This window comes from Phytopseudomonas daroniae (assembly GCF_004327275.1).
In the GTDB taxonomy this organism is placed as follows: domain Bacteria; phylum Pseudomonadota; class Gammaproteobacteria; order Pseudomonadales; family Pseudomonadaceae; genus Aquipseudomonas; species Aquipseudomonas daroniae.
Genome location: NZ_QJUJ01000002.1, coordinates 602,839 through 622,141, shown reverse-complemented (window position 1 = coordinate 622,141; position 19,303 = coordinate 602,839). Strand labels below are relative to the sequence as shown.

Genomic DNA, 19,303 nt, shown 5'->3' with positions numbered 1-19,303 from the left:
TCAGCGTCACCAGCACCGATGCGGCGGGCAACACCTCGAGCGCCGCCACCCAGACCCTGATCATCGACACCGCCGCGCCCACCGCGCCAGCCGTGACCTCGCCGGCCCTGACCAACAGCACGACACCGCTGCTGAGCGGCACCGCTGAAACCGGCAGCACCGTCACTGTCAGCATTGGCGGCGCGACCTATACCACCGTCGCCAGTGGCGGCGCCTGGAGCCTCGACCTGGCCAGCGCCACACCGGTCGCCGGCGTCCTGGCGCTGAACAGCAACGGCGCCAACCCGGTCAGCATCACCAGCACCGATGCGGCGGGCAACACCTCGAGCGCCGCCACCCAGACCCTGATCATCGACACCGCCGCGCCCACCGCACCCACCGTGACCTCGCCGGCTCTGACCAACAGCGCGGCGCCGCTGCTGAGCGGCACCGCTGAAACCGGCAGCACCGTCACTGTCAGCATTGGCGGCGCGACCTATACCACCGTCGCCAGCGGCGGCGCCTGGAGCCTCGACCTGGCCAGCGCCACCCCGGTCGCCGGCAGCCTGGCGCTGGACGTCAACGGTAGCAACGCGGTTTCCGTCATCAGTACCGATGCCGCCGGCAACAGTAGTTCGTCCGCCGCGCAAAGCCTGGTCATCGATACCCAGCCAGCCTCGACCGTCTCGGTTGGCGTTCCCCCCGGCGGCGCCTACGTGGCCGGGCAGCCTCTCGACTTCACCGTCAATCTGTCCGAGGCGGTCATCGTCGACAGCAGCGGCGGCACCCCGCGTATCGCCATCACCCTGGAAGACGGCAGCATCCTGTACGCCGACTACCTGTCCGGCTCGGGCAGCCCGACGCTGGTATTCCGCCTCACGCTCGCCGAGGGTCAGGCGGACGGCAGCGGTTTCAGCCTCGGCGGCGCGATCGAAACCAATGGCGGCAGCCTGCGCGATGCGGCGGGCAACGACACCCTCCCCGCCCTCAATGGCGTCGGCGATACCTCGGGCATCCTGCTCGACAGCACGGCGCCGAGCGTGTCGAGCATCGTTCGCGACCCTGGCTCGTCCGCCACGACTCTGCAGTTCCTCGTCACCTTCAGCGAAGCGGTCACCGGGGTGGACGCCGGCGACTTCTCCCTGCTCACCAGCGGCACCGCCGCCGGCACCATCCAGTCGCTGGTGCAGGTCGATGCCCGAACCTATCGCGTCCAGGTCGGCAACCTCAGCGGCATGGGTGGTATCGGCCTGGCCCTGAACGCGGCCGGCAGCGGCATCAGCGATGCCGTGGGCAATACCCTGAGCGCCAGCGCGGCGGGCGAGATCGCCGCGGTGAATGCGCAACAGCCGCAAGGCGATCCCGAGTTCCGCGCCAATCCCCCGGCGAACATGCCGGACATGACGCCCGCGCCGTACCCGTCGGCACCGCCATTGCCGGAAGCGCCAATGCACTCGCCCCTGCTGCCCACCCCGCTCTTCGAGCCGCGCACCCTGGGCAGCGGCATGCCGGCGCCGGGCTCCATCTTCTTGCCCAACGGCACCCTGGCGCCGGGTTACCTCGCCCAGGTGTTCGCCAGCCACTACGGCAGCATCGGCGGCTCCGCCGCCAGCCGCCTCGGTTTCGCTGGGGGCGATGGCGGTGTCTTCGGCGCCAGCACCCTGTCGCTGATCTTCGGCAGCGAAGCGGCGAGCGCGCCGGCATCGCAGAACAGCCTCGATGGCAAGGCCGACGCTGGTCCAGGGCTGCCGGGCATCTTCGGCGCGCCGACGTTCGGCCAGCAGTTGCACGACATGCAGGAAAGCGAGCAACGGCAGTTGCGCGACCTGGCCCTGGCGCTGGGCCAGCTTACGGCGGTCGAATCACAGGTCTGATTGCAACGAAAGAAGAATAATGAGTTTGAGCCGTAACAAGGGGGCGGCCCAAGGATGAAAAGAAAGCAGAAACTATTCGGTGCCAGCCTGCTGGCCCTGGCTATCAGCGGGTGTGCCGTGACCAGCCAACCGATCGAGCGTGGCATCAGCGAACAGCGCGCCCAACACGATCTGCTCGCCATGTTCAAGGATCAGGAGCCGCTCAGCGGTCCCCTGACCCTGCATGAGGCCATGGCGCGCGCGGTGAAATACAACCTCGAGGGTCGCCTCAAGGTCATGGAGGAAGCCTTGGCCAAGCGCCAGCTCGATCTCGCCAGCTTCGACATGCTGCCGCGCATGGCGCTCTCCGCCGGGTATGCCGGGCGCAACAACGTCAGCGCCTCCAGCAGCCAGAGCATCAACACCGGTACCCAGTCCCTCGAGCCCTCCACCTCCCAGGATCGCGACCGCGGCGTGGCGGATCTGACCATGGTGTGGAACGTGCTGGACTTCGGTGTCAGCTACGTCAGCGCCAAGCAGCAGGCCGACCAGCGCCTGATCGTCCAGGAGCGGCGACGCAAGGTCGTGCACACCATCATCCAGGACGTGCGCTCGGCCTACTGGCGCGCCGTGGCGGCTGAACGCATGCTGCAGCAGATCGACAACCTGATGGCCCGCGTCGGCCAGGCCCGCGACAACAGCCAGAGCCTCAGCGAGCAACGCATCGGCGATCCGGTACAGGCCCTGAGCTACCAGCGCGCCCTGATCGAGGCCACGCGCCAGCTGGAAGAGCAGCGCCGGGCGCTGTCCCTGGCCAAGACCGAGCTGGCGACGCTGATCAACCTGCCCCTGGGCACAGACCTCACACTGGCCGCCTCCGGCGACTACGAGGTACCGGAACTCAAGGTCGAGCTGGCGCAGATGGAGCAGCAGGCCCTGGCCAACCGCCCGGAACTGCGCGAACAGGACTACCAGGCGCGCATCAGCGCCGCGGAAACCCGCAAGGCCATGCTGCGCCTGCTGCCCGGCCTGGAGTTCAGCGCCGGCGGCCATTACGACAGCAACAGCTTCCTGGTCAACCAGAGCTGGGCCGACTATGGCGTCAAGGTCACCTGGAACCTGTTCAACGTGCTCTCCGCACCAGCGGCCATCGATGTGGCCAAAGCCGGCGAGGAAGTGGCGGCGGCGCGGCGCCAGGCGATGTCCATGGCGGTGCTGGCCCAGCTCCACGTGGCCAACGCCAACTTCAACGAGGCCCGGCGTCAGTTCCTGACCAGCCAGCAATTGTCCCGCCTCGACAGCCAGATCGCCGAGCAGTTGCGTAACCGCCACACGGCCCAGGGGATCGGTGAACTCGCGCTGATCCAGGGCGAGCTGAATGCCCTGCAGGCCGATCTGCGCCGCGATCTGGCCTATGCCGAGCTCCGCAACAGCTATGGTCAACTGTTCGCCAGCATCGGTCTCGATCCGCTGCCCAACGAATTGCCTTCGACCCAGTTGAGCGACGTCGCCCAGGCGCTAGCCGACAGTGAAACGCGCTGGCAGCAAGGGAACATTCGAGCGGGCCTCTAGGAGGCGGCGAACGGGGTAATAATCGTAATGGGGGCTGCGGACGACCGATAGAAGCGCTAGAGGCTGGAGGCCGAACGACAGGCAAACCGCATAGGCTCTTTCGTCCAGCTTTCCAGCCTCAAGCGTTTTCGATCGAAGGCCGCTTTCGTCCTTCAGACCGTAGGATGGGTCGGGCCGCGCAGGTGAAACCCATCAATTGCCGATGGGTTGCACCCATCCTACGGCCGCCCGCTCCTGCCTTTGCGCAACCTCGCTCGGATACGACATTTTATCTGTGATGTGGCACTAGCGCCCAGCCACAGTGCTGCGCCGGCGGCGGCTGCCGGGCCGTCAGTGCTGCAGGTTGCCGTAGAGCTTGGCGTACAGCCCGCCGTCGGCGATCAGCTGGCGGTGATCGCCATCCTCGGCGACGCTGCCGCCGTCGAACACCAGCACCCGATCCGCCTGTTTCACCGCACTCAGACGGTGGGCGATGATCAGCGTGGTGCGGCCGTTGAGGAACTGCCCCAAGGCTTCGTGCAAGGCGTATTCGGTAGCGGCATCCAGGGCCGAGGTGGCTTCGTCGAGTATCACTACCTTGGGTTCAGCGAGCACCATTCGCGCGATGGCCAGGCGCTGCCGCTGGCCACCGGACAGGCGTACGCCGGAGCGGCCGACCACGGTGTCCAGGCCTTGCGGCAACAGGCGAATGGTCTGCGCCAACTGGGCGATGGTCAGCGCTTGCCAGCAGGCTTCGTCACTGCGTTCGCGGCCCATGCACAGGTTCGCGCGCACCGTGTCGTTGAACAGCGACGGATGCTGCAGCACCACCGCCACATGCTCACGAATGACCGGCAGACCGATCTCTTCCTGGCTGCTGCCACCGAAGCGAATGATCCCTGCCTGCGGCGTGTACAACCCCAACAGCAGTTGCACCAGGGTGCTCTTGCCGCCGCCGCTGGCGCCGACGATAGCCACCTTCTCCCCAGGTGCAATGGACAGGTTGAGGCCCTGCAGTACAGGTTCCTCTCCATAAGAGAACGTCAGATCATGAACGTCGATGCCGACCGTCTCATGCCCTTCGAAGGGGTCGGCGCCACCGACGTAATCCGGCTCGTCGCGGCGCGCCAGCAGCTCGTTGATTCGCGTCAACGCACCACCGGCGGCATAGAAGGCGTACTGCAGGCTGAGCAGTTGCTCGACAGGGCCGATCATGAACCACAGGTAGCTGAACACCGCGAGCATCTGGCCGATGGACAGGTCGGAGAACAGCACGGTGAGCATGGCCGCCGCGCGGAACACGTCGATACCGAACTGGAACAGCAGGCCACTGGCACGGTTGGAGGCGTCGGTCTTCCACTGCGAGGCCACGGCGTAGTCGCGCACCTCACGGGCACGCCCACCAAGGCGGCCGAGGAAGTAGCCCTGGCGATTGCCGGCACGCACTTCCTGGATCGAATCCAGAGTTTCCGTCAGCGCCTGGGTGAAGCGCGAGGTGCTGTCGTTCTCGAGTTTCTTCAGGTGTTTGACGCGCTTGCCCAGTTGCACCGTGGCATAGATCACCAAGGGGTTGAACAGCAGGATCAGCAGCGCCAACTGCCAGTGCATCCACAGCAGGATCGCCGAGGTGCCGGCCAGGGTCAGCACGCCGACCAGGAAACGGCTCAGGGTTTCACCGATGAATTTATCCAGGGTGTCGAGATCGGTGACCAGGTGGGTGGTCACCGTGCCGCCGCCGAGGCTTTCGTATTCCGTGAGGGAAATACGCTTGAGGCGTTCGATCAGGCGGATACGGATGCGGTAGACGATGTCCTTGGAAAGCCGCGCGAACAGCCGCGCCTGCACCACGTTGAAGATCAGCGCGCAGCCGCGCAGCAAGAAGGTCAGCGCCAGCATCAGCAGGATGTAGCCGAGCGCACTCTGCCAGGCCGCAGGCAGGAAGTTGTCCATTACCTTGAGCGCCGCATTACCGTCGCCAAGCAGCACTTCGTCGACCAGCAACGGCAGCAGCAAGGGAATCGGCACGCTACACAGGGTCGCCAGCACCGCGACCAGATTGGCCAGGATCAGCGCCCGTTTGTGACGCAAGGCCAGGCGACGGATTTCCGCCCAGCTCAGCCGATCAACCATCGATGGCATGCTCCAGCCAGCGCGCGAGCAGTGGCGACAGGGCATCGAGTGGCTGGTAGCCGTTGGTGAGCAAGGCCAGGCGCCCGTCCTTCTCGGCCAGTAAGGTCGGGAAACCGGCGATACCGAGATCCTGCACCCAGCTGAAATCCGCGGCAGTGGCCCTGTGCTGTTCTTCGCTGTCGAAAGCTTCGGCGAACTCGATTCGCGGAATACCCACTTCTTCGGCCAGTCGCACCAGGGTCGATGCCTGGGTCACGTCCGCGCCTTCCTGATAGAAGGCCTGCTGGATGCGCCGCGCCATCGGCCAGGCACTCTGCGGGTCGAGCGAACGCACGGTGACCACCGCGCGGCACGCCGCTTCGGTGTCGTAAAGCATGCCCTCGGGCACCCCGGCATCGAAGTTGAACAGTTGACCGGTGCTGGCGTTGACCGCCTGCCAGTAGCCCAGGTAACGCACCCGTGCGGCGGCATCGATGGCCACCTGGTCACGGCGCAGGCCGCCGAGCATCAATTCCATCGGCACGCCGCGCTCGGCGGCCTGGGCTGCGAGCGCTTCGACCACCGGCGCGAAGCCCCAGCACCAGGAGCACATCGGATCCATCACATAGAGCAGGCGCGCATGCATCCTCAGGCCTCGTGTCTTTGGCGGGGGTTGTTGCCCAGAGGATGGGGCTGATTGCGCACTTTCGCCAGTTCGATCTGCCGCTGCCGCTCACGGGCACCTTCACGGGTCTTCTCCGGCAGGGAGTCCCAGCAGTGCGGGCAACTGACGCCCGGGCTGAAGTATTCGGAGGCGCGATCCTCGACCGATATCGGCGTGCGGCAGGCGTGGCACTGGTCGTAGTCGCCTTCGCTGAGGTCGTGGCGCACGGTGACGCGGTTGTCGAAGACGAAGCAGTCGCCCTGCCACTTGGTTTCTTCCAGGGGCACTTCTTCCAGGTATTTGAGGATGCCGCCCTTGAGGTGGTACACCTCTTCGAACCCTTCGGTGAGCATGTAGCTGGAGGCCTTCTCGCAGCGGATGCCTCCGGTGCAGAACATCGCGACCTTCTTGTGCCTGCTCGGGTCGAAGTGCTCGCGGATGTACTCGGGAAACTCGCGGAAGGATTTGGTCTGCGGGTCGATGGCGCCTTCGAAGGTACCGATGGCCACTTCGTAATCGTTGCGGGTATCGATCAGCAGCACTTCGGGATCGCTGATCAGCGCGTTCCAGTCCTGCGGTTCGACGTAGGTGCCGACACGCTGGTTGGGGTCGACGCCCGGCACGCCGAGGGTGACGATTTCCTTCTTCAGCTTGACCTTGGTGCGGTAGAACGGCTGTTCGGCGCAGTAGGACTCCTTGTGATCCACATCGGCCAGACGCGGATCCAGCGCGAACCAGGCGAACAGACCATCGATGCCTTCGCGGCTGCCGGAAACGGTACCGTTGATACCTTCTTCGGCGAGCAACAGCGTGCCCTTGATGCCGTTGGCCAGCAGGGTGTCGAGCAGGGGTTGGCGCAGCGCCTCGTAGTCCGGCAGGGAAACGAACTTGTAGAGCGCCGCCACGACGATGTTGTCGGTCATGTCACTGTCCTTCAGTAGTCGCCCTCGCAAAGGGCGGACTGGGTACGAAATGGGAAACCATTGTCGCAAAAACTCGCCACTGCCCCTGGCGTTGCCGGAGCATGAGGAGGCTTGGAAATGGGGCGCCTAGTTTACTGGTGTTGGCCGCTCAGGTGTAGGGAGGGCCGGTAATTGTCGGCAGAACGAGCTGTAGCATCGATCACTGACAGAAGCAGAGACAGGTGCACATCCGCACAAGACGGCATAAATAATCCCGATCAGGTCAACTCCTGGCAATTTACCTCGACGCAGATGAGCTACCGTTGCAGGTGCACGTCGTTTTCGTCGAGCGATGAAAGAATCTCTACCTGCTGCTATCGGTCACAGCACCGGCATCGACGTGAGCCGTTATCAACCAGATTGAAGGAACCTCACATGACCCGCCTCACCGCCAAGGATTTTCCCCCTGAGCTGCTGGAGCTCTACGACTATTACGTACATGGCCGGATCAGCCGTCGAGACTTTCTCGACCGCGCGACCAAATTCGCCGTCGGTGGCCTGACCGCAGCCACCCTGCTCGCCTCCCTGAGCCCGGATTACGCGCTGGCCGAGCAGGTCAAGTTCACCGATCCGGACATCATCGCCGAGTACATCCACTACCCCTCGCCCAATGGTACAGGCCAGGTACGCGGCTATCTGATCCGCCCGGCCAATGCCAAGGGGCCGGTGCCCGGCGTGGTGGTGGTGCATGAAAATCGCGGCCTCAATCCCTATATCGAGGATGTCGCGCGGCGAGTGGCCAAGGCCGGCTTCATTGCCCTGGCACCAGACGGCCTGAGCTCGGTGGGCGGCTACCCCGGCAATGACGAGAAAGGTCGCGAACTGCAACAGCAGGTCGATCCGGAAAAGCTGATGAACGACTTTTTCGCCGCCATCGAATACCTTCGCGACAGCGACCTGACCACCGACAAGATCGGCATTACCGGCTTCTGCTACGGCGGTGGCGTATCCAATGCAGCCACCGTGGCCTACCCGGAACTGGCGGCGGCAGTCCCTTTCTATGGCCGGCAGGCGAAACCTGAAGACGTGACCCGCATCAAGACCCCTCTGCTGCTGCATTTCGCCGAGACGGATCCCAACGTCAACGACACCTGGCCCGCTTACGAGGCTGCGCTCAAGGCTGCCGGCAAGACCTACGAGGCATACATCTATCCAGGCACCAATCACGGCTTCCACAACGACTCGACGCCACGCTACGACGAAGCTGCAGCCGAACTCGCCTGGGAACGCACCATCGCCTGGTTCAAACGCTATCTGGCCTGACTCGCGTCGGGAACCTGATCATTTACAGGCGATGTGCCGGCGTCGCTGCTGATGGCCAAGCCGGTGCGTCTGCAGGGGCTTATCGTCGGCAGCGGCGCCCTGGAAAGCCTGGCGGATGCCTTCCGCCTGCAGGAGAGCGGCGGCCATTTCGGCAAGATCGTGGTCGAGTGGTGATGGGCGTGATGCCGACGTAGCACGCGGTTGAACGAAGCGATACCCGGGAATGCTCTCGGTTGGTTCGCCTGCCACTATCGGCGTTGAATGGCCTGGTGGGTCGGTCGGGCCGCGCAGGTGGAGCGTGACCCACCCTACGGGGCTTCCGCCACCGAGGATCAATGGTCGTGCTTGCTGCCGCCGCGGCAGGTTGGCGAATCCGGGGCGATGCCCTGGGCGGCCCATTCCTGCGGGGTGTAGGTGTGCAGTGCCAGGGCGTGCACCTGGCTCATCAGCTCACCCAGCGCGCCATATACTTTCTGGTGGCGCTTGACGGCGTTCAGCCCGTCGAACTGTGGGCTGACGATCACGGCCTTGTAATGGGTTTCCAGACCGCGGCTGTGCATGTGGCTCTCGTCCAGCACCTCGAGGTGCTCGGGTTGCAAGGCCGCAAAGGCAGTCTGAAGGTGTTCACGTTTGGACATCGAGGGCTCCACGGAGAAACCGTGGCCGGCCAGGTGCCGGCCACGGCGGGTATCAGGGTTTCTTGACGCCCAGTTCATTGCTCATGTCGGCCAGCAGCTTGTTCACCGACGGTACCGCGCTCTCCAGCTTGGCCTGGGTGATTTCAGCAGACTGAGCGGTCAGTGCAGGCATCTTCTGCAGCACTTTCTGTCCCAGTGGCGACTGGTAGAAGGCGATCAGATCCTTGAGTTCCTGCTCGTTGAAGTTGCTGGTGTAGAGTTTCACCATATCGGGTTTGAGCTTGTCCCAGCCGACGGCCTTGTCCAGCTCGGCGTTGGCCTTGGCCTGGTAGGTTTCCAGTACGGCCTGCTTGCTTTCCGGTGCCTGGGCCTCGGCGAAACGCTGGGCGAACATCTGCTGAACCTGGGCGTACACCGGAACGGCCAGCTTGTCGGCGTGGGCGAGCTGCAGGAAGCGCTCGGCATCGGCGGCATGGCTGCGGGCATCGGCCAGCACCTGGGTGCTGCCGGCAGCCAACAGAGCGGCAATACAGAGTGCGGGGATACGGGACATCGGGTACTCCTGATCACGAGGGTGAGGTGCTTTGACCGACTGTCGTGCATTTTGTGCCCCAAGGCTGTGCCTCTCAAGCCTTTTCGCACGTGCTGACTGTCGTCGCCTGGCGATCAACGGGCTCATGGCTAGCGCTAAATGCCTACTGGCGCACCCTTTCAGCCACGTTCAGAATGCCAGCACTTGCTCGCTCCGACCGACGCCTGCATGCTCGGTGGCTGACTCCTGCACACATGGACGTGTCTGATGAATAGCCCTTTCGTTCCACCACCAACGATCCCCCTGTGCGATTCGCGCGGCCGCCTCAACCCGGATGCCGTCGGCTGGTCGTCGCAACCGCGGGTCGACTGCTCCCTGCCGGGCAATCTGGGGCGGCGCAAGCGCTGGAACCACTGGAGCATCAATACGCCCGATTGGACGCTCTCACTGACTCAGGCCGACCTCGACTACGTCGGCTACGGCGCTGCCTATTTTCTCGACCTGAACAGCGGCCATAACGTGGCCCACAGCCAACTGAGCCTGTTCGGCCGTGGCTGCAGCCTGCCGGATACGCCCCTGGGCAGCCACGCCTTCGACCACCCTCGCCTGCAACTGCATTTCAACGAGTACCCAGGCCGCGTGCGGCTGACCGCCACCTCGGCGAATATCGGCGGCCTGCCCCTGAACCTGGCGCTGGATATCCAGCGTCCCGCCCATCTGGAGTCGGTGAATCTGGTCGTGCCGTTCGGCAAGAAGGGCTTTCATGCCACTTGCCGCCAAGTGGGTCTGCCGGTAAGTGGCAGCATCCAACTGGGTAATAGCGAATATCACTGCACCAGCGCCCAGAGCTTTGCATCGATGGATTTCGGCCGTGGCGTCTGGCCGCTCAACAGCCACTGGACGCGTGCGGCCTTTGCAGCGCCCGGCGGCATCGCCGGCAATTTCGGCGATGGCTGGACGGATCACAGCGGCCTGTCGGAGAACGCGCTATGGTTTGGTGGGATCTTGCTGCACCTCGATCAAGTCGTACACATGCGGCAACCCCTGGCAAAGCCGCTGGCGCCCTGGCAGCTCTACACCGATGACGGTCAGATCGACCTCATCTTCACCCCGCGCCAGATTCATATCGCCAAACCCCGATTGGGCCTGCTGTATGCCGATACCCAGCAGTGGTTCGGCCAGTACGACGGCCTGCTGCGTGACGCCCAGGGCGAACGCGTGCCGGTCAAGGCTGCACTGGGCTGGATGGGCGCCACGCAAACGCGCTGGTAGCCGATTCGAAGTGGAACGTGTAGCCGTTGTCACAGCCTAAATGCCTGAACAGCAACGGAGAGCCCTCATGAGCCGCACAGAAACCGACAGCATCGGCCCCATCGATGTACCTGAAGAAGCCTACTGGGGCGCCCAGACACAGCGCTCGCGAGTCAATTTCGCCATCGGCGAGGAGCGTATGCCCATCGCCGTGGTGCATTCGCTCGCCCTGATCAAGAAAGCCGCTGCGCGTATCAACGACCGCATCGGTGACCTGCCTCAGGACATCGCCCGGCTGATCGAGCAGGCCGCCGATGAAGTGATCGACGGCCAGCACGACGACCAGTTTCCACTGGTGGTATGGCAGACCGGCAGCGGCACCCAGAGCAATATGAACGTCAACGAAGTGATCGCCGGACGCGCCAATGAGTTGGCCGGTAATCCCCGTGGCGGCAAGAGCCCGGTACATCCCAACGACCACGTCAACCGTGCCCAGAGCTCCAACGACTGCTTTCCCACGGCGATGCACATCGCTACGGCCGGCGCCGTGCAGCGCGATCTGCTGCCGGCGATCGGCGAGCTGTCCGAAGCACTCGCGGATCAGGCTGCGCGCCACAGCCGCCTGGTGAAGACCGGCCGTACGCATATGATGGACGCCACGCCTATCACCTTCGGCCAGGAACTCTCGGCTTTCGTCGCTCAGTTGGAGCTGGCGGAACAGGCGATCCGCGCCACCCTGCCGGCGGTCTGCGAGCTGGCCCAGGGCGGCACGGCAGTCGGTACCGGCCTGAATTCACCGCCCGGCTTCGGTGAAGCCATCGCTGCCGAACTGGCCGCGCTGAGCGGTCTGCCACTGCGCAGCGCGCCGAACAAGTTCGCCGCCCTCGCCGGCCACGAACCGCTGGCAGCCCTTTCCGGCGCGCTGAAAACCCTGGCCATCGCCCTGATGAAGATTGCCAATGACCTGCGCCTGCTCGGCTCCGGCCCGCGCGGCGGTCTTGCCGAAGTGCGCCTGCCGGCCAACGAGCCGGGCAGCTCGATCATGCCCGGCAAGGTCAACCCGACCCAGTGCGAGGCGCTGTCCATGCTCGCCTGCCAGGTGATGGGCAACGATGTGACCATCGGCTTCGCGGCCAGCCAGGGCCACTTGCAGCTCAACGTCTACAAACCGGTGATCATCCATAACGTCTTGCAGTCGATTCGCCTGCTGGCCGATGGATGTCGAAATTTCCGCCAACACTGTATCGTCGGCCTGCAACCGGATGCGCAGCGAATGGCGGAGCACCTGGAGCGTGGCCTGATGCTGGTCACCGCCCTGAACCCGCATATCGGTTATGACAAGGCCGCCGAGATCGCCAAGAAGGCTTATCAGGATGGCACCACCCTGCGCGAAGCAGCGTTGGCGCTGGGTCATCTGACCGCGGAACAGTTCGACGCCTGGGTTCGCCCGGAAACCATGCTGGAGGCAGGGCAACATGACTGAAACCGCCAAAAGCGGCGCCACCCCACTGGAGGGTGATGGCAAGCGCATCCTGATGATCATCGGTACGCCGAAAAGCGACAGCCTGTGCCATTCGCTGGCCGAGGCCTACGCGCTGGGCGCGCGCACCGAAGGCCATGTGGTGCGGCAGATCCGCCTCGGGGAAATAGCCTTCGATCCGGTGCTGCACGAAGGCTATACCCAGAGCCAGACCCTGGAGCCGGATCTGCTCGAAGCGCAGCGGCAGATCCACTGGGCTCAGCATCTGGTGTTCGTCTACCCGGTCTGGTGGGGTGGCCTGCCGGCGCTGCTGAAGGGCTTTCTCGACCGCGTGCTGCTGCCCGGCTTCGCCTTCAAGTACCGCAGCAACTCGCAACTCTGGGACAAGCTGCTCAGCGGCCGTACCGCAGATTTGCTGGTAACGCTGGACACGCCGAACTGGTACTTCCGCTGGATCTACGGCGCGCCGGCTCATCGGCAGATGAAGCGCACCATTCTCGGCTTCTGCGGCATCAAGACCCTTCGCCTGGCGCAATTCTCGCCAGTACGCCCATCCTCGGAAACCCAGCGCCAGAACTGGTTGCGCCACGCCGAACTGCTCGGTAGCCGGGTATAGGCCTGTTCACGATCTTTCGACGAGATACCACGCGCAATGACGGAAAAAGGCGTTAGCGAACGGTCGTAGGATGGGTGAAACCCATGGCAATTGATGGGTTTCACCCATCCTACTGGCTGCAAAGTGGCGATAGCGGCCGTTCGTAGATACCGTCTTAACCTTCACCTCGCAATAGCGAGTTGCGGGTTAAAGGGTTGGCCGGATTTGAGCACCCCGTAAGCGATGCATAGCAGCTTGCGCATGGCCGCGCAGACGATCTGTTTGCCGGTCTTGCCTTTTGCTCGCAGTCGCTCGGCCATTGCCCGGATCGCTGAATTGTAAGTCAGGGAGGTAACCGCTGGCAGGTAAAGTCCGCCGCGCAGTAATGCAGACCCCATCCGCGATATACGCACATGCCCTTTGTGCTTTCCCGACTCCTGCAGCCTTGGATTCAAACCGGCAAATGCGGTGACGGCTCGGCTGTCGTCGAAGCGTTGTATATCACCCAGCTCCGCCAGCAGTAACGCCGCTGTTCTGTCGGCAATGCCATCGATACTCTTGAGCAGGTCGCGTTGCCCTCTCAGATCATCGTTGTCATCGAAGTGCTGCTTGATCGCCTTGAGCGTGTCAGCAATCTGCTGACGAATATGCCCCAGTACCGACTGGATCGACGCGGCTACCTTGGCATCGCTCGTCACGTCCAGACGATTCTGTTCCATCTGCTCCAGTTCCTGCAGATCCTTGAGGCGATGTGTCAGCGCTTTGAGGCGTTTGATCGAAGGCTGTTCCGGTTTCCAGGCGCGCAGTTCTTTCTGATGCCGATGGCCATAATCGGCAATTAGCTTGGCGTCGACCTTGTCGGTCTTTACTCTCTGCAGCTGACTGCGGGCGTAAAACGCGATCTGAGCCGGGTTCAGCACGCAGACCTGATAACCGCGCTCATACAACCATTCAGCCAAGGCCTCATGGTAAATGCCGGTCGCTTCCATCACGATCCAGGCCTGCGCCTCAGCGTGTTTGTTCAGCCATTGCAGCAGCACTTCAAACCCCTTCGGGTCGTTGGCCAGCTTGGCTTTGGTGCGGTGTTTGCCATTGGCCTGAAGCGTGGCGATATCGAAGGTGTGCTTGGCGACGTCGATGCCAACAACAGTACTCATCATCTCCTCCTTTGGGTTGCTGATCGTCACTGCATCCGTCCAACCTTGCTGATGCGAGCTCGAAGCTCTGGATACCGTTCGGACTTAGCGGATGAGTGTGGAGGGGCGCAGCGCAATCTACGTTGCAAGCTCAAGGCTTAAGGGTGGACACGGCTTGCAGCTCCTCCCCCGATGATCAGTCGGGAACCATAACCTCACTGAAAGGCTGTAGTCGAGATACAAGGGTGGACGACGCTTGCCTACGCGGCCCGATCCGTCCACCGCTCTGCGATCGCGATGGTGGATGAAAAGAGCGTCATCCACCCTACGTCTGCTTACGCCTTATTGCCGCCATAGGTTTCTCTTTGCCAGGTACACGAAGATCGTGAACAGGTGCTCAGGCCGGCGTGGCATCGATGAACATCAATGCCACGCTGATGGTGAGGAACGACAGTACGGTGGCCACCAGCAAGGTCGCACTGCAGCGATCCTCCAGGCCGAAGCGCTGACCGAGGATCGGGAAAATGCTCATCATCGGCGAGCAGGCGAACAGCACACCGACCGTCTTCATGAGCGGATCCACGCCGGGCACCAGCATGAACGCGCAGAGCACCGCCAATGGATGGAAGATCAGCTTGCCGGTGGAAATCCACGCGGCATCGATCCATACCCCGCGCGCTTTCATGCCGAACAACCCCGCACCGATCACGAACAGCGCCAGCGGCGCCGACACCCCGGCCAGCATGTCGATGGGCTTGAGCAGCAGCGGCGGAATCTCGATGGCCAGCAGCGACACGCAAAGGCCGATGACGATACCGATGATCACCGGGTTTCTCAGCAATCGCCCGAAGGTCATGCGCATCACGGTCGGCCAGCCGCCGCCCTGCTGCTTGCCCGCTTCGGCCAATACCAGCGCCAGGGGAATCAGCAGCAGGTTCTCGACCAGCATGCCCATGGCCATGCCCAATACCGCAGGCGAGCCGATGGCCGCCGCCACCAGCGGGTAGCCGACGAAGCCGCTGTTGGATATCGACATGCCCATGGCGTTGATCGCCGAGCCGGACAGGTTGTCACGGCGCAGCCAGCGCGAAACGCAGAACGCCGCCGCGAAGGTCACGCAGGAACCCAGGGTGTAGGCCACCAGATAACCGGGAATCATGGTCTGCTGGATCGGCGAGGTACCCAGGGTCTTGATCAGCAGCGCCGGCATGGCGAAGGTGATCACGAACGCACCGATGCCACGCACCTGTTCGCGGCTGAGTACGCCACTCATGGCCGCGGCATATCCAAGCCCTATCAGCAGAAAGATCGGCGCAGTGATCTGGAAGATTTGCAGCACGGCTTCAGAATTCCTTATCGCAAACGCCACCGGCATAGTGGCCAGCGCCTTCAGTCACGGAGAGCTCGCGTACGTACAACTGGCTCAGACGGCTTCGGGTACGCCCGAAGTCCTGGTGCGGTGAGCCGCGGCACAGCCGTTCGAGGCTGGACTCGCTGCACAGCAGCAGGCTCGCGCCGGCATCGTACGCGATATCGACCAGGTTGATGAACCGCTGACAGGCATCGGTCGGCTGCGAATCCAGGGTCGGCACCCCCGTCAGGGCCATACGCGGATAGCGCTGCAGCAGCCAGAGGAAGTCGGCGGTGGAATGGGCGTTGCCGCAGAGCTCGGCAAACTCCAGCCAGGCGCGGCCGGGCGCCAATGCACGCACCAGCAGCGGATGATGGTTGACCGCCAGCACCTGGTCGCGGCGCGCCTCGCCACCCAGTGCCAACCACTCCTCCAGATAAGCCAGCCCGCCCGCCGATTGCGGCCAGAGGTATTCCCCCCAACGCTGCCCACTGCCGGGCAACTCGCGATAATCGATACCGGCATCCAGCGCCAATACGGTAAAACGCTTTTCGAGCATGTCGATCGCCGGCGTGAAACGTTCACGGTACAACGGGTTGGGGCACAGCCCGACCGGCGCGTAATTGGAGGTCATCACCAGGCCGACGCCCTCCTCGACCAGCACGTCGAGCAGACGTCGCAGGAGCATGGCGTCGCCGATGTCGTGAACATGGAACTCGTCGAAGCACAGCAGGCGGATGTCCTGTGCCAGCGCGCGGATCGCCAGCACCAGGGGATCCGGGTGACCGGCGAAGGCCTTCATGCGCTGCTGCAGTTCCTGCAGGAAGGCGTGGAAATGCACACGGCGCTTGGCTGCGAATGGCGCAGCGGCAAAGAAGGCATCCATGACGAAGCTCTTGCCGCGCCCCACGCCACCCCACAGGTAAACGCCAGCGGCGGGTTTACGCAGCCAGCCACGATGCCCGGCGCACCAGCCTTGCAGCCACTGCGCCAGGGTATCGATTGCCCGCTGCTGCTCGCTATCGGCGCGAAAGCCACGGGCTTCGAACGCCGCGGTGAAACCTTGGTGGATACGCTCGCCGATCTGCTCGACGGGCGCATCCGGCCTTCTGTCAAAAGTCAAAAAACACCGTTTCGCCGTCCCCCTGAATGCGGATATCAAAACGATAGGCCGGCTTGCCGTCAACCTCACAGCGCTTGGCGACGAGGGTTTCGCGGCGTGACGGCTGCTCGATCAGGTTGAGCACCGGATCCTTGCCGTTGGCCTCGGCCTCATCCTCGAAATAGATACGCGTGTGCAGGTGGATGTTGATGCCACGGGCGAACAGCGAGACGTTGATGTGCGGCGCCATCGGCACGCCGGCAGCGTTATCCACCACCCCTGGCTTGACGGTCTGGACCGTCCACTCACTGCCTGCATCGAAAGTGGTGGCGGTACGGCCGAAACCGTTGAAGGCCTTGTCCAGATCGTACTCGGCGTCATAGCGGCCCTGATGGTCGGCCTGCCAGAGTTCCAGGAAGGCATCCCGCACCAGGTGGCCGTTGCCATCGTAAACATGGCCGATCAGGGTGATGTGCTCGCCGGGGGCGCCAGACTTGGCCATCTGGTTCCAGATTTCCTGCTCACGGGTCGGATTGCCAGCGGCGGCCAGAGCCAGACCGATATGAACGTAAGGGCCGGCGGTTTGCGAAGCGGTTTCGCGCAAGAGTTCGACAGGCATGACAGGCTCCTCAGCAGTTCTCGAAATGGGTCTTGCGCTGGCCACGCAGCACGATGTCGAAACGGTAGGCCAGGCAATCCATCGGGTTGGCCATGCTCATGTCGAGCTTGGCGATCAGCGTCTGTACCGCATCCGGGTTGGCGATCGACTTGACGATCGGGCACAGCGGGATCAGCGGATCCCCTTCGAAATACAGCTGGGTGATCAGTTTGGTCGAGATCGACGGACCACTGATGGAGAAGTGGATGTGCGCAGGGCGCCAGTCATTGGGGCCGTTGCGCCACGGGTACGGACCCGGCTTGACGGTGCGGAAGCTGTAATTGCCTTCACTGTCGGTCAGCGCACGGCCTACGCCGCCAAAGTTGGGATCCAGCGGCGCCAGGTAGCGGTCGTTCTTGTGGCGATAACGGCCGCCGGCGTTGGCTTGCCACATTTCCACGAAGGTATGCGGAATCGGCTTGCCGTACTGATCCATCACCCGCCCGCAAACCAGAATGCGCTCACCGACCGGCAGGCCGCCGTTGTTGAAGTTGAGCAGCAGATCGTTGTCGTACTTGCCCATTTTCAAATGGGTGAAATCCGGCCCGGTGGTTTCCGAAATGGACTGCGCAATACTCACCAGCGCCTGGCTCGGCGAACGTGGGATGGAGGTCTTGTAATTGGGAGTGAAGGCTTTGGGGTGCCAGTTACGATCACGAATGATGAAACGGCTGGTGTCCTCAACAGGCATGACAGGCTCCGGTTATTGAAATTATGGAGTCGACCCGCCAACTGTCACGCCAGTCAGGCGTACGGTGCGGGCTCTGCAGGCCATGATCGCGCAGGCGGCCCGTGGAGCCTATTGAAAAGAGCGCACCCATTCATAACCAATAGGTTATGGATAAAGCGTAATTTGATGCTAACCGACACACCCGCAATACGCCACATTGCACTGGATGACCACCGCCCAACGTCACCAGTGAGACAGCAGCTCGCGACAGATCCGAAAGGCTAGACCCTAGGCCAGACGGCCACGGTACTCCTCAGCCAGCTCGCGCAATGTGTCGCAGCACCAGTGTGATGCCAGCGACAACGGCAAGGCGGCGTTGCTGCAGATACCCACCGAGCCACCCGGCTCGCGAATCCCCAGGGACAGCTCGGCCAGTTCACCACTCTGCAGGTCGAGGCGCACGGCATCCAGGGGCGCCACCCAGAGGGCATCGCTGCATTGCACGTAGCGCCGGCTCAGAGCTGGCGACAGCGTCTCCAGACGCTGGCCGGGTTGCGGTACGCCACACTGCACGAACAGACTGTCGGCATAGCGGCGGATGGTGGTACCGGCCAATGGCAGCACCAGCGGGTAGTCGCCGAGCTGGGCGAGAGCGGACTCGCCCAGCGCCAGCAAGGGATGCTCCGGGCGCACCACCAGGGTCATGGACTCGCTGTACAGGTGTTCGAAGGTCAGGCCCTGGATTTCCGGGCTGTCAGTCATGCGCCCGACCACCAGATCCAGTTCGCCGACCCGCAATTGCCCCAGCAGATAGGCACTGGGCCCGGTGGCGACGCTGACCACCAGCGCCGCGTGCCGTTCGTGAAGGCGGCGCACCACCTCCGGTATCAGCAGACTTTCCACGGTCGACAGCACACCGACACGTACCTGACCAGCGTCATGCTCACCACTGCGCAAGCTGGCCACCCCGTCACGCAACGCCTGCACGCAGGGGCCGGCATAGCGCATGAAGGCGAGCCCTGCCGAGGTCAGGCTGACGCCCGTCTTGCCACGCTCGAACAGAGAGGCGGCGAGAATCTCCTCCAGCTCCTTGAGTGTCTTGGAGACTGCCGGCTGGCTGACCGCCAACGCATCGGCGGCTTTGGCGAAACTGCGCTGCCGGGCGATTTCGAGAAAGCACGTCAGGTGACGAAATTTGATGCGGGTATCGAGGTTCATGGTCGCGGGACGCTGGTGAGGTCTGCGCAACAGTACCAGAACGCCGCGTTCACGCGCTGGCACGAACCGGCAGGTGTTCGCGATCTTCAACAGCTTCAAGGCTGTACGAAAGCAGGGAATCACGAGTGCGCCGGCCGAAGCATTGCAAGCAGCAGCGTTACCAGTACATCTCGAGCACCAAAGGGCAGATAAGCAATTGTGATCGAAGCGTTTATTAACAGCCTCTCCCTACCACTTTCGGCAGGGAATATTGAACAGGTTAAACGTTATATACCTTTACTGTCGGTACTT

General features: G+C 63.2%; 18 protein-coding genes. 7 read left to right on the top strand and 11 right to left on the bottom strand.

Features of this window, described 5'->3' with window-relative positions:
• The coding region (locus tag DNK10_RS08035) for an Ig-like domain-containing protein (protein ID WP_244216225.1) at positions 1-1,853 on the top strand (1,853 nt) is incomplete at its 5' end.
• A gap of 54 nt (positions 1,854-1,907) precedes the next feature.
• Positions 1,908-3,404: a TolC family protein gene (locus DNK10_RS08030; RefSeq protein WP_131191165.1), complete on the top strand. Its 1,497-nt coding sequence runs from the start codon at positions 1,908-1,910 to the stop codon at positions 3,402-3,404.
• A gap of 330 nt (positions 3,405-3,734) precedes the next feature.
• On the opposite strand, the gene DNK10_RS08025 is transcribed toward DNK10_RS08030, so the two are convergent.
• The 3 genes from DNK10_RS08025 to trhO are packed head-to-tail and all read right to left on the bottom strand — an operon-like array spanning position 3,735 to position 7,079.
• A complete protein-coding gene (locus DNK10_RS08025; RefSeq protein ID WP_131180512.1) occupies positions 3,735-5,513 on the bottom strand; it encodes an ABC transporter ATP-binding protein in 1,779 nt (592 codons plus the stop codon).
• On the bottom strand, positions 5,506-6,138 hold the full coding sequence (locus DNK10_RS08020) for a DsbA family protein (RefSeq protein WP_131191164.1): 633 nt from the start codon (positions 6,136-6,138) through the stop codon (positions 5,506-5,508). The genes DNK10_RS08025 and DNK10_RS08020 overlap by 8 nt, the downstream gene beginning before the upstream one ends.
• A gap of 2 nt (positions 6,139-6,140) precedes the next feature.
• Positions 6,141-7,079 (bottom strand): oxygen-dependent tRNA uridine(34) hydroxylase TrhO, encoded by a 939-nt coding sequence (trhO, locus tag DNK10_RS08015; RefSeq protein ID WP_131191163.1) that lies wholly within the window; start codon positions 7,077-7,079, stop codon positions 6,141-6,143.
• Positions 7,080-7,493: 414 nt separating this feature from the next.
• Here trhO and yghX point away from each other — a divergent pair, with 414 nt between their 5' ends.
• Entirely contained in the window at positions 7,494-8,381 is an 888-nt protein-coding gene (yghX, locus tag DNK10_RS08010; RefSeq protein ID WP_131180515.1) for a YghX family hydrolase, read from the top strand.
• 51 nt (positions 8,382-8,432) lie between these two features.
• Positions 8,433-8,555, top strand: coding sequence for a hypothetical protein (locus DNK10_RS26300; protein ID WP_279635824.1), 123 nt, complete (start codon positions 8,433-8,435; stop codon positions 8,553-8,555).
• A 158-nt stretch (positions 8,556-8,713) separates the two neighbouring features.
• Here the strand turns inward: DNK10_RS26300 and DNK10_RS08000 are convergent, their stop codons facing one another.
• Together DNK10_RS08000 and DNK10_RS07995 are read right to left on the bottom strand one after the other, a co-directional pair.
• Positions 8,714-9,019 (bottom strand): BolA family protein, encoded by a 306-nt coding sequence (locus DNK10_RS08000; protein ID WP_131180516.1) that lies wholly within the window; start codon positions 9,017-9,019, stop codon positions 8,714-8,716.
• A gap of 52 nt (positions 9,020-9,071) precedes the next feature.
• Positions 9,072-9,572, bottom strand: coding sequence for a DUF2059 domain-containing protein (locus DNK10_RS07995; protein WP_131180517.1), 501 nt, complete (start codon positions 9,570-9,572; stop codon positions 9,072-9,074).
• Positions 9,573-9,818: 246 nt separating this feature from the next.
• On the opposite strand from DNK10_RS07995, the gene DNK10_RS07990 reads away from it, so the two are divergent.
• The 3 genes from DNK10_RS07990 to DNK10_RS07980 all read left to right on the top strand — a co-directional run bounded on the left by DNK10_RS07990 (position 9,819) and on the right by DNK10_RS07980 (position 12,898).
• Complete coding sequence (locus DNK10_RS07990) at positions 9,819-10,823, top strand: DUF2804 domain-containing protein (protein ID WP_131180518.1); 1,005 nt, start codon at positions 9,819-9,821, stop codon at positions 10,821-10,823.
• Positions 10,824-10,890: 67 nt separating this feature from the next.
• The gene (locus DNK10_RS07985; RefSeq protein WP_131180519.1) at positions 10,891-12,285 is read left to right on the top strand and encodes a class II fumarate hydratase; all 1,395 of its coding nucleotides are present in this window, start codon (positions 10,891-10,893) and stop codon (positions 12,283-12,285) included.
• Complete coding sequence (locus DNK10_RS07980; RefSeq protein ID WP_131191162.1) at positions 12,278-12,898, top strand: NAD(P)H-dependent oxidoreductase; 621 nt, start codon at positions 12,278-12,280, stop codon at positions 12,896-12,898. The genes DNK10_RS07985 and DNK10_RS07980 overlap by 8 nt, the downstream gene beginning before the upstream one ends.
• Positions 12,899-13,059: 161 nt before the next feature.
• Here DNK10_RS07980 and DNK10_RS07975 read toward each other — a convergent pair whose 3' ends face one another.
• The 6 genes from DNK10_RS07975 to pcaQ form a co-directional block, all read right to left on the bottom strand.
• Positions 13,060-14,064, bottom strand: coding sequence for an IS110 family RNA-guided transposase (locus DNK10_RS07975; RefSeq protein ID WP_244216224.1), 1,005 nt, complete (start codon positions 14,062-14,064; stop codon positions 13,060-13,062).
• 346 nt (positions 14,065-14,410) lie between these two features.
• Entirely contained in the window at positions 14,411-15,352 is a 942-nt protein-coding gene (locus tag DNK10_RS07970; RefSeq protein ID WP_131191161.1) for an AEC family transporter, read from the bottom strand.
• 4 nt (positions 15,353-15,356) lie between these two features.
• The gene (gene zapE / locus DNK10_RS07965) at positions 15,357-16,487 is read right to left on the bottom strand and encodes a cell division protein ZapE (protein ID WP_131191160.1); all 1,131 of its coding nucleotides are present in this window, start codon (positions 16,485-16,487) and stop codon (positions 15,357-15,359) included.
• Positions 16,477-17,085, bottom strand: coding sequence for a protocatechuate 3,4-dioxygenase subunit alpha (gene pcaG / locus DNK10_RS07960; RefSeq protein WP_131191159.1), 609 nt, complete (start codon positions 17,083-17,085; stop codon positions 16,477-16,479). The genes zapE and pcaG overlap by 11 nt, the downstream gene beginning before the upstream one ends.
• 10 nt (positions 17,086-17,095) lie before the next feature.
• Entirely contained in the window at positions 17,096-17,815 is a 720-nt protein-coding gene (gene pcaH, locus DNK10_RS07955) for a protocatechuate 3,4-dioxygenase subunit beta (protein WP_131191158.1), read from the bottom strand.
• A gap of 267 nt (positions 17,816-18,082) precedes the next feature.
• Complete coding sequence (pcaQ, locus tag DNK10_RS07950) at positions 18,083-19,012, bottom strand: pca operon transcription factor PcaQ (RefSeq protein ID WP_131191157.1); 930 nt, start codon at positions 19,010-19,012, stop codon at positions 18,083-18,085.
• Between the last annotated feature and the right edge of the window lie 291 nt (positions 19,013-19,303).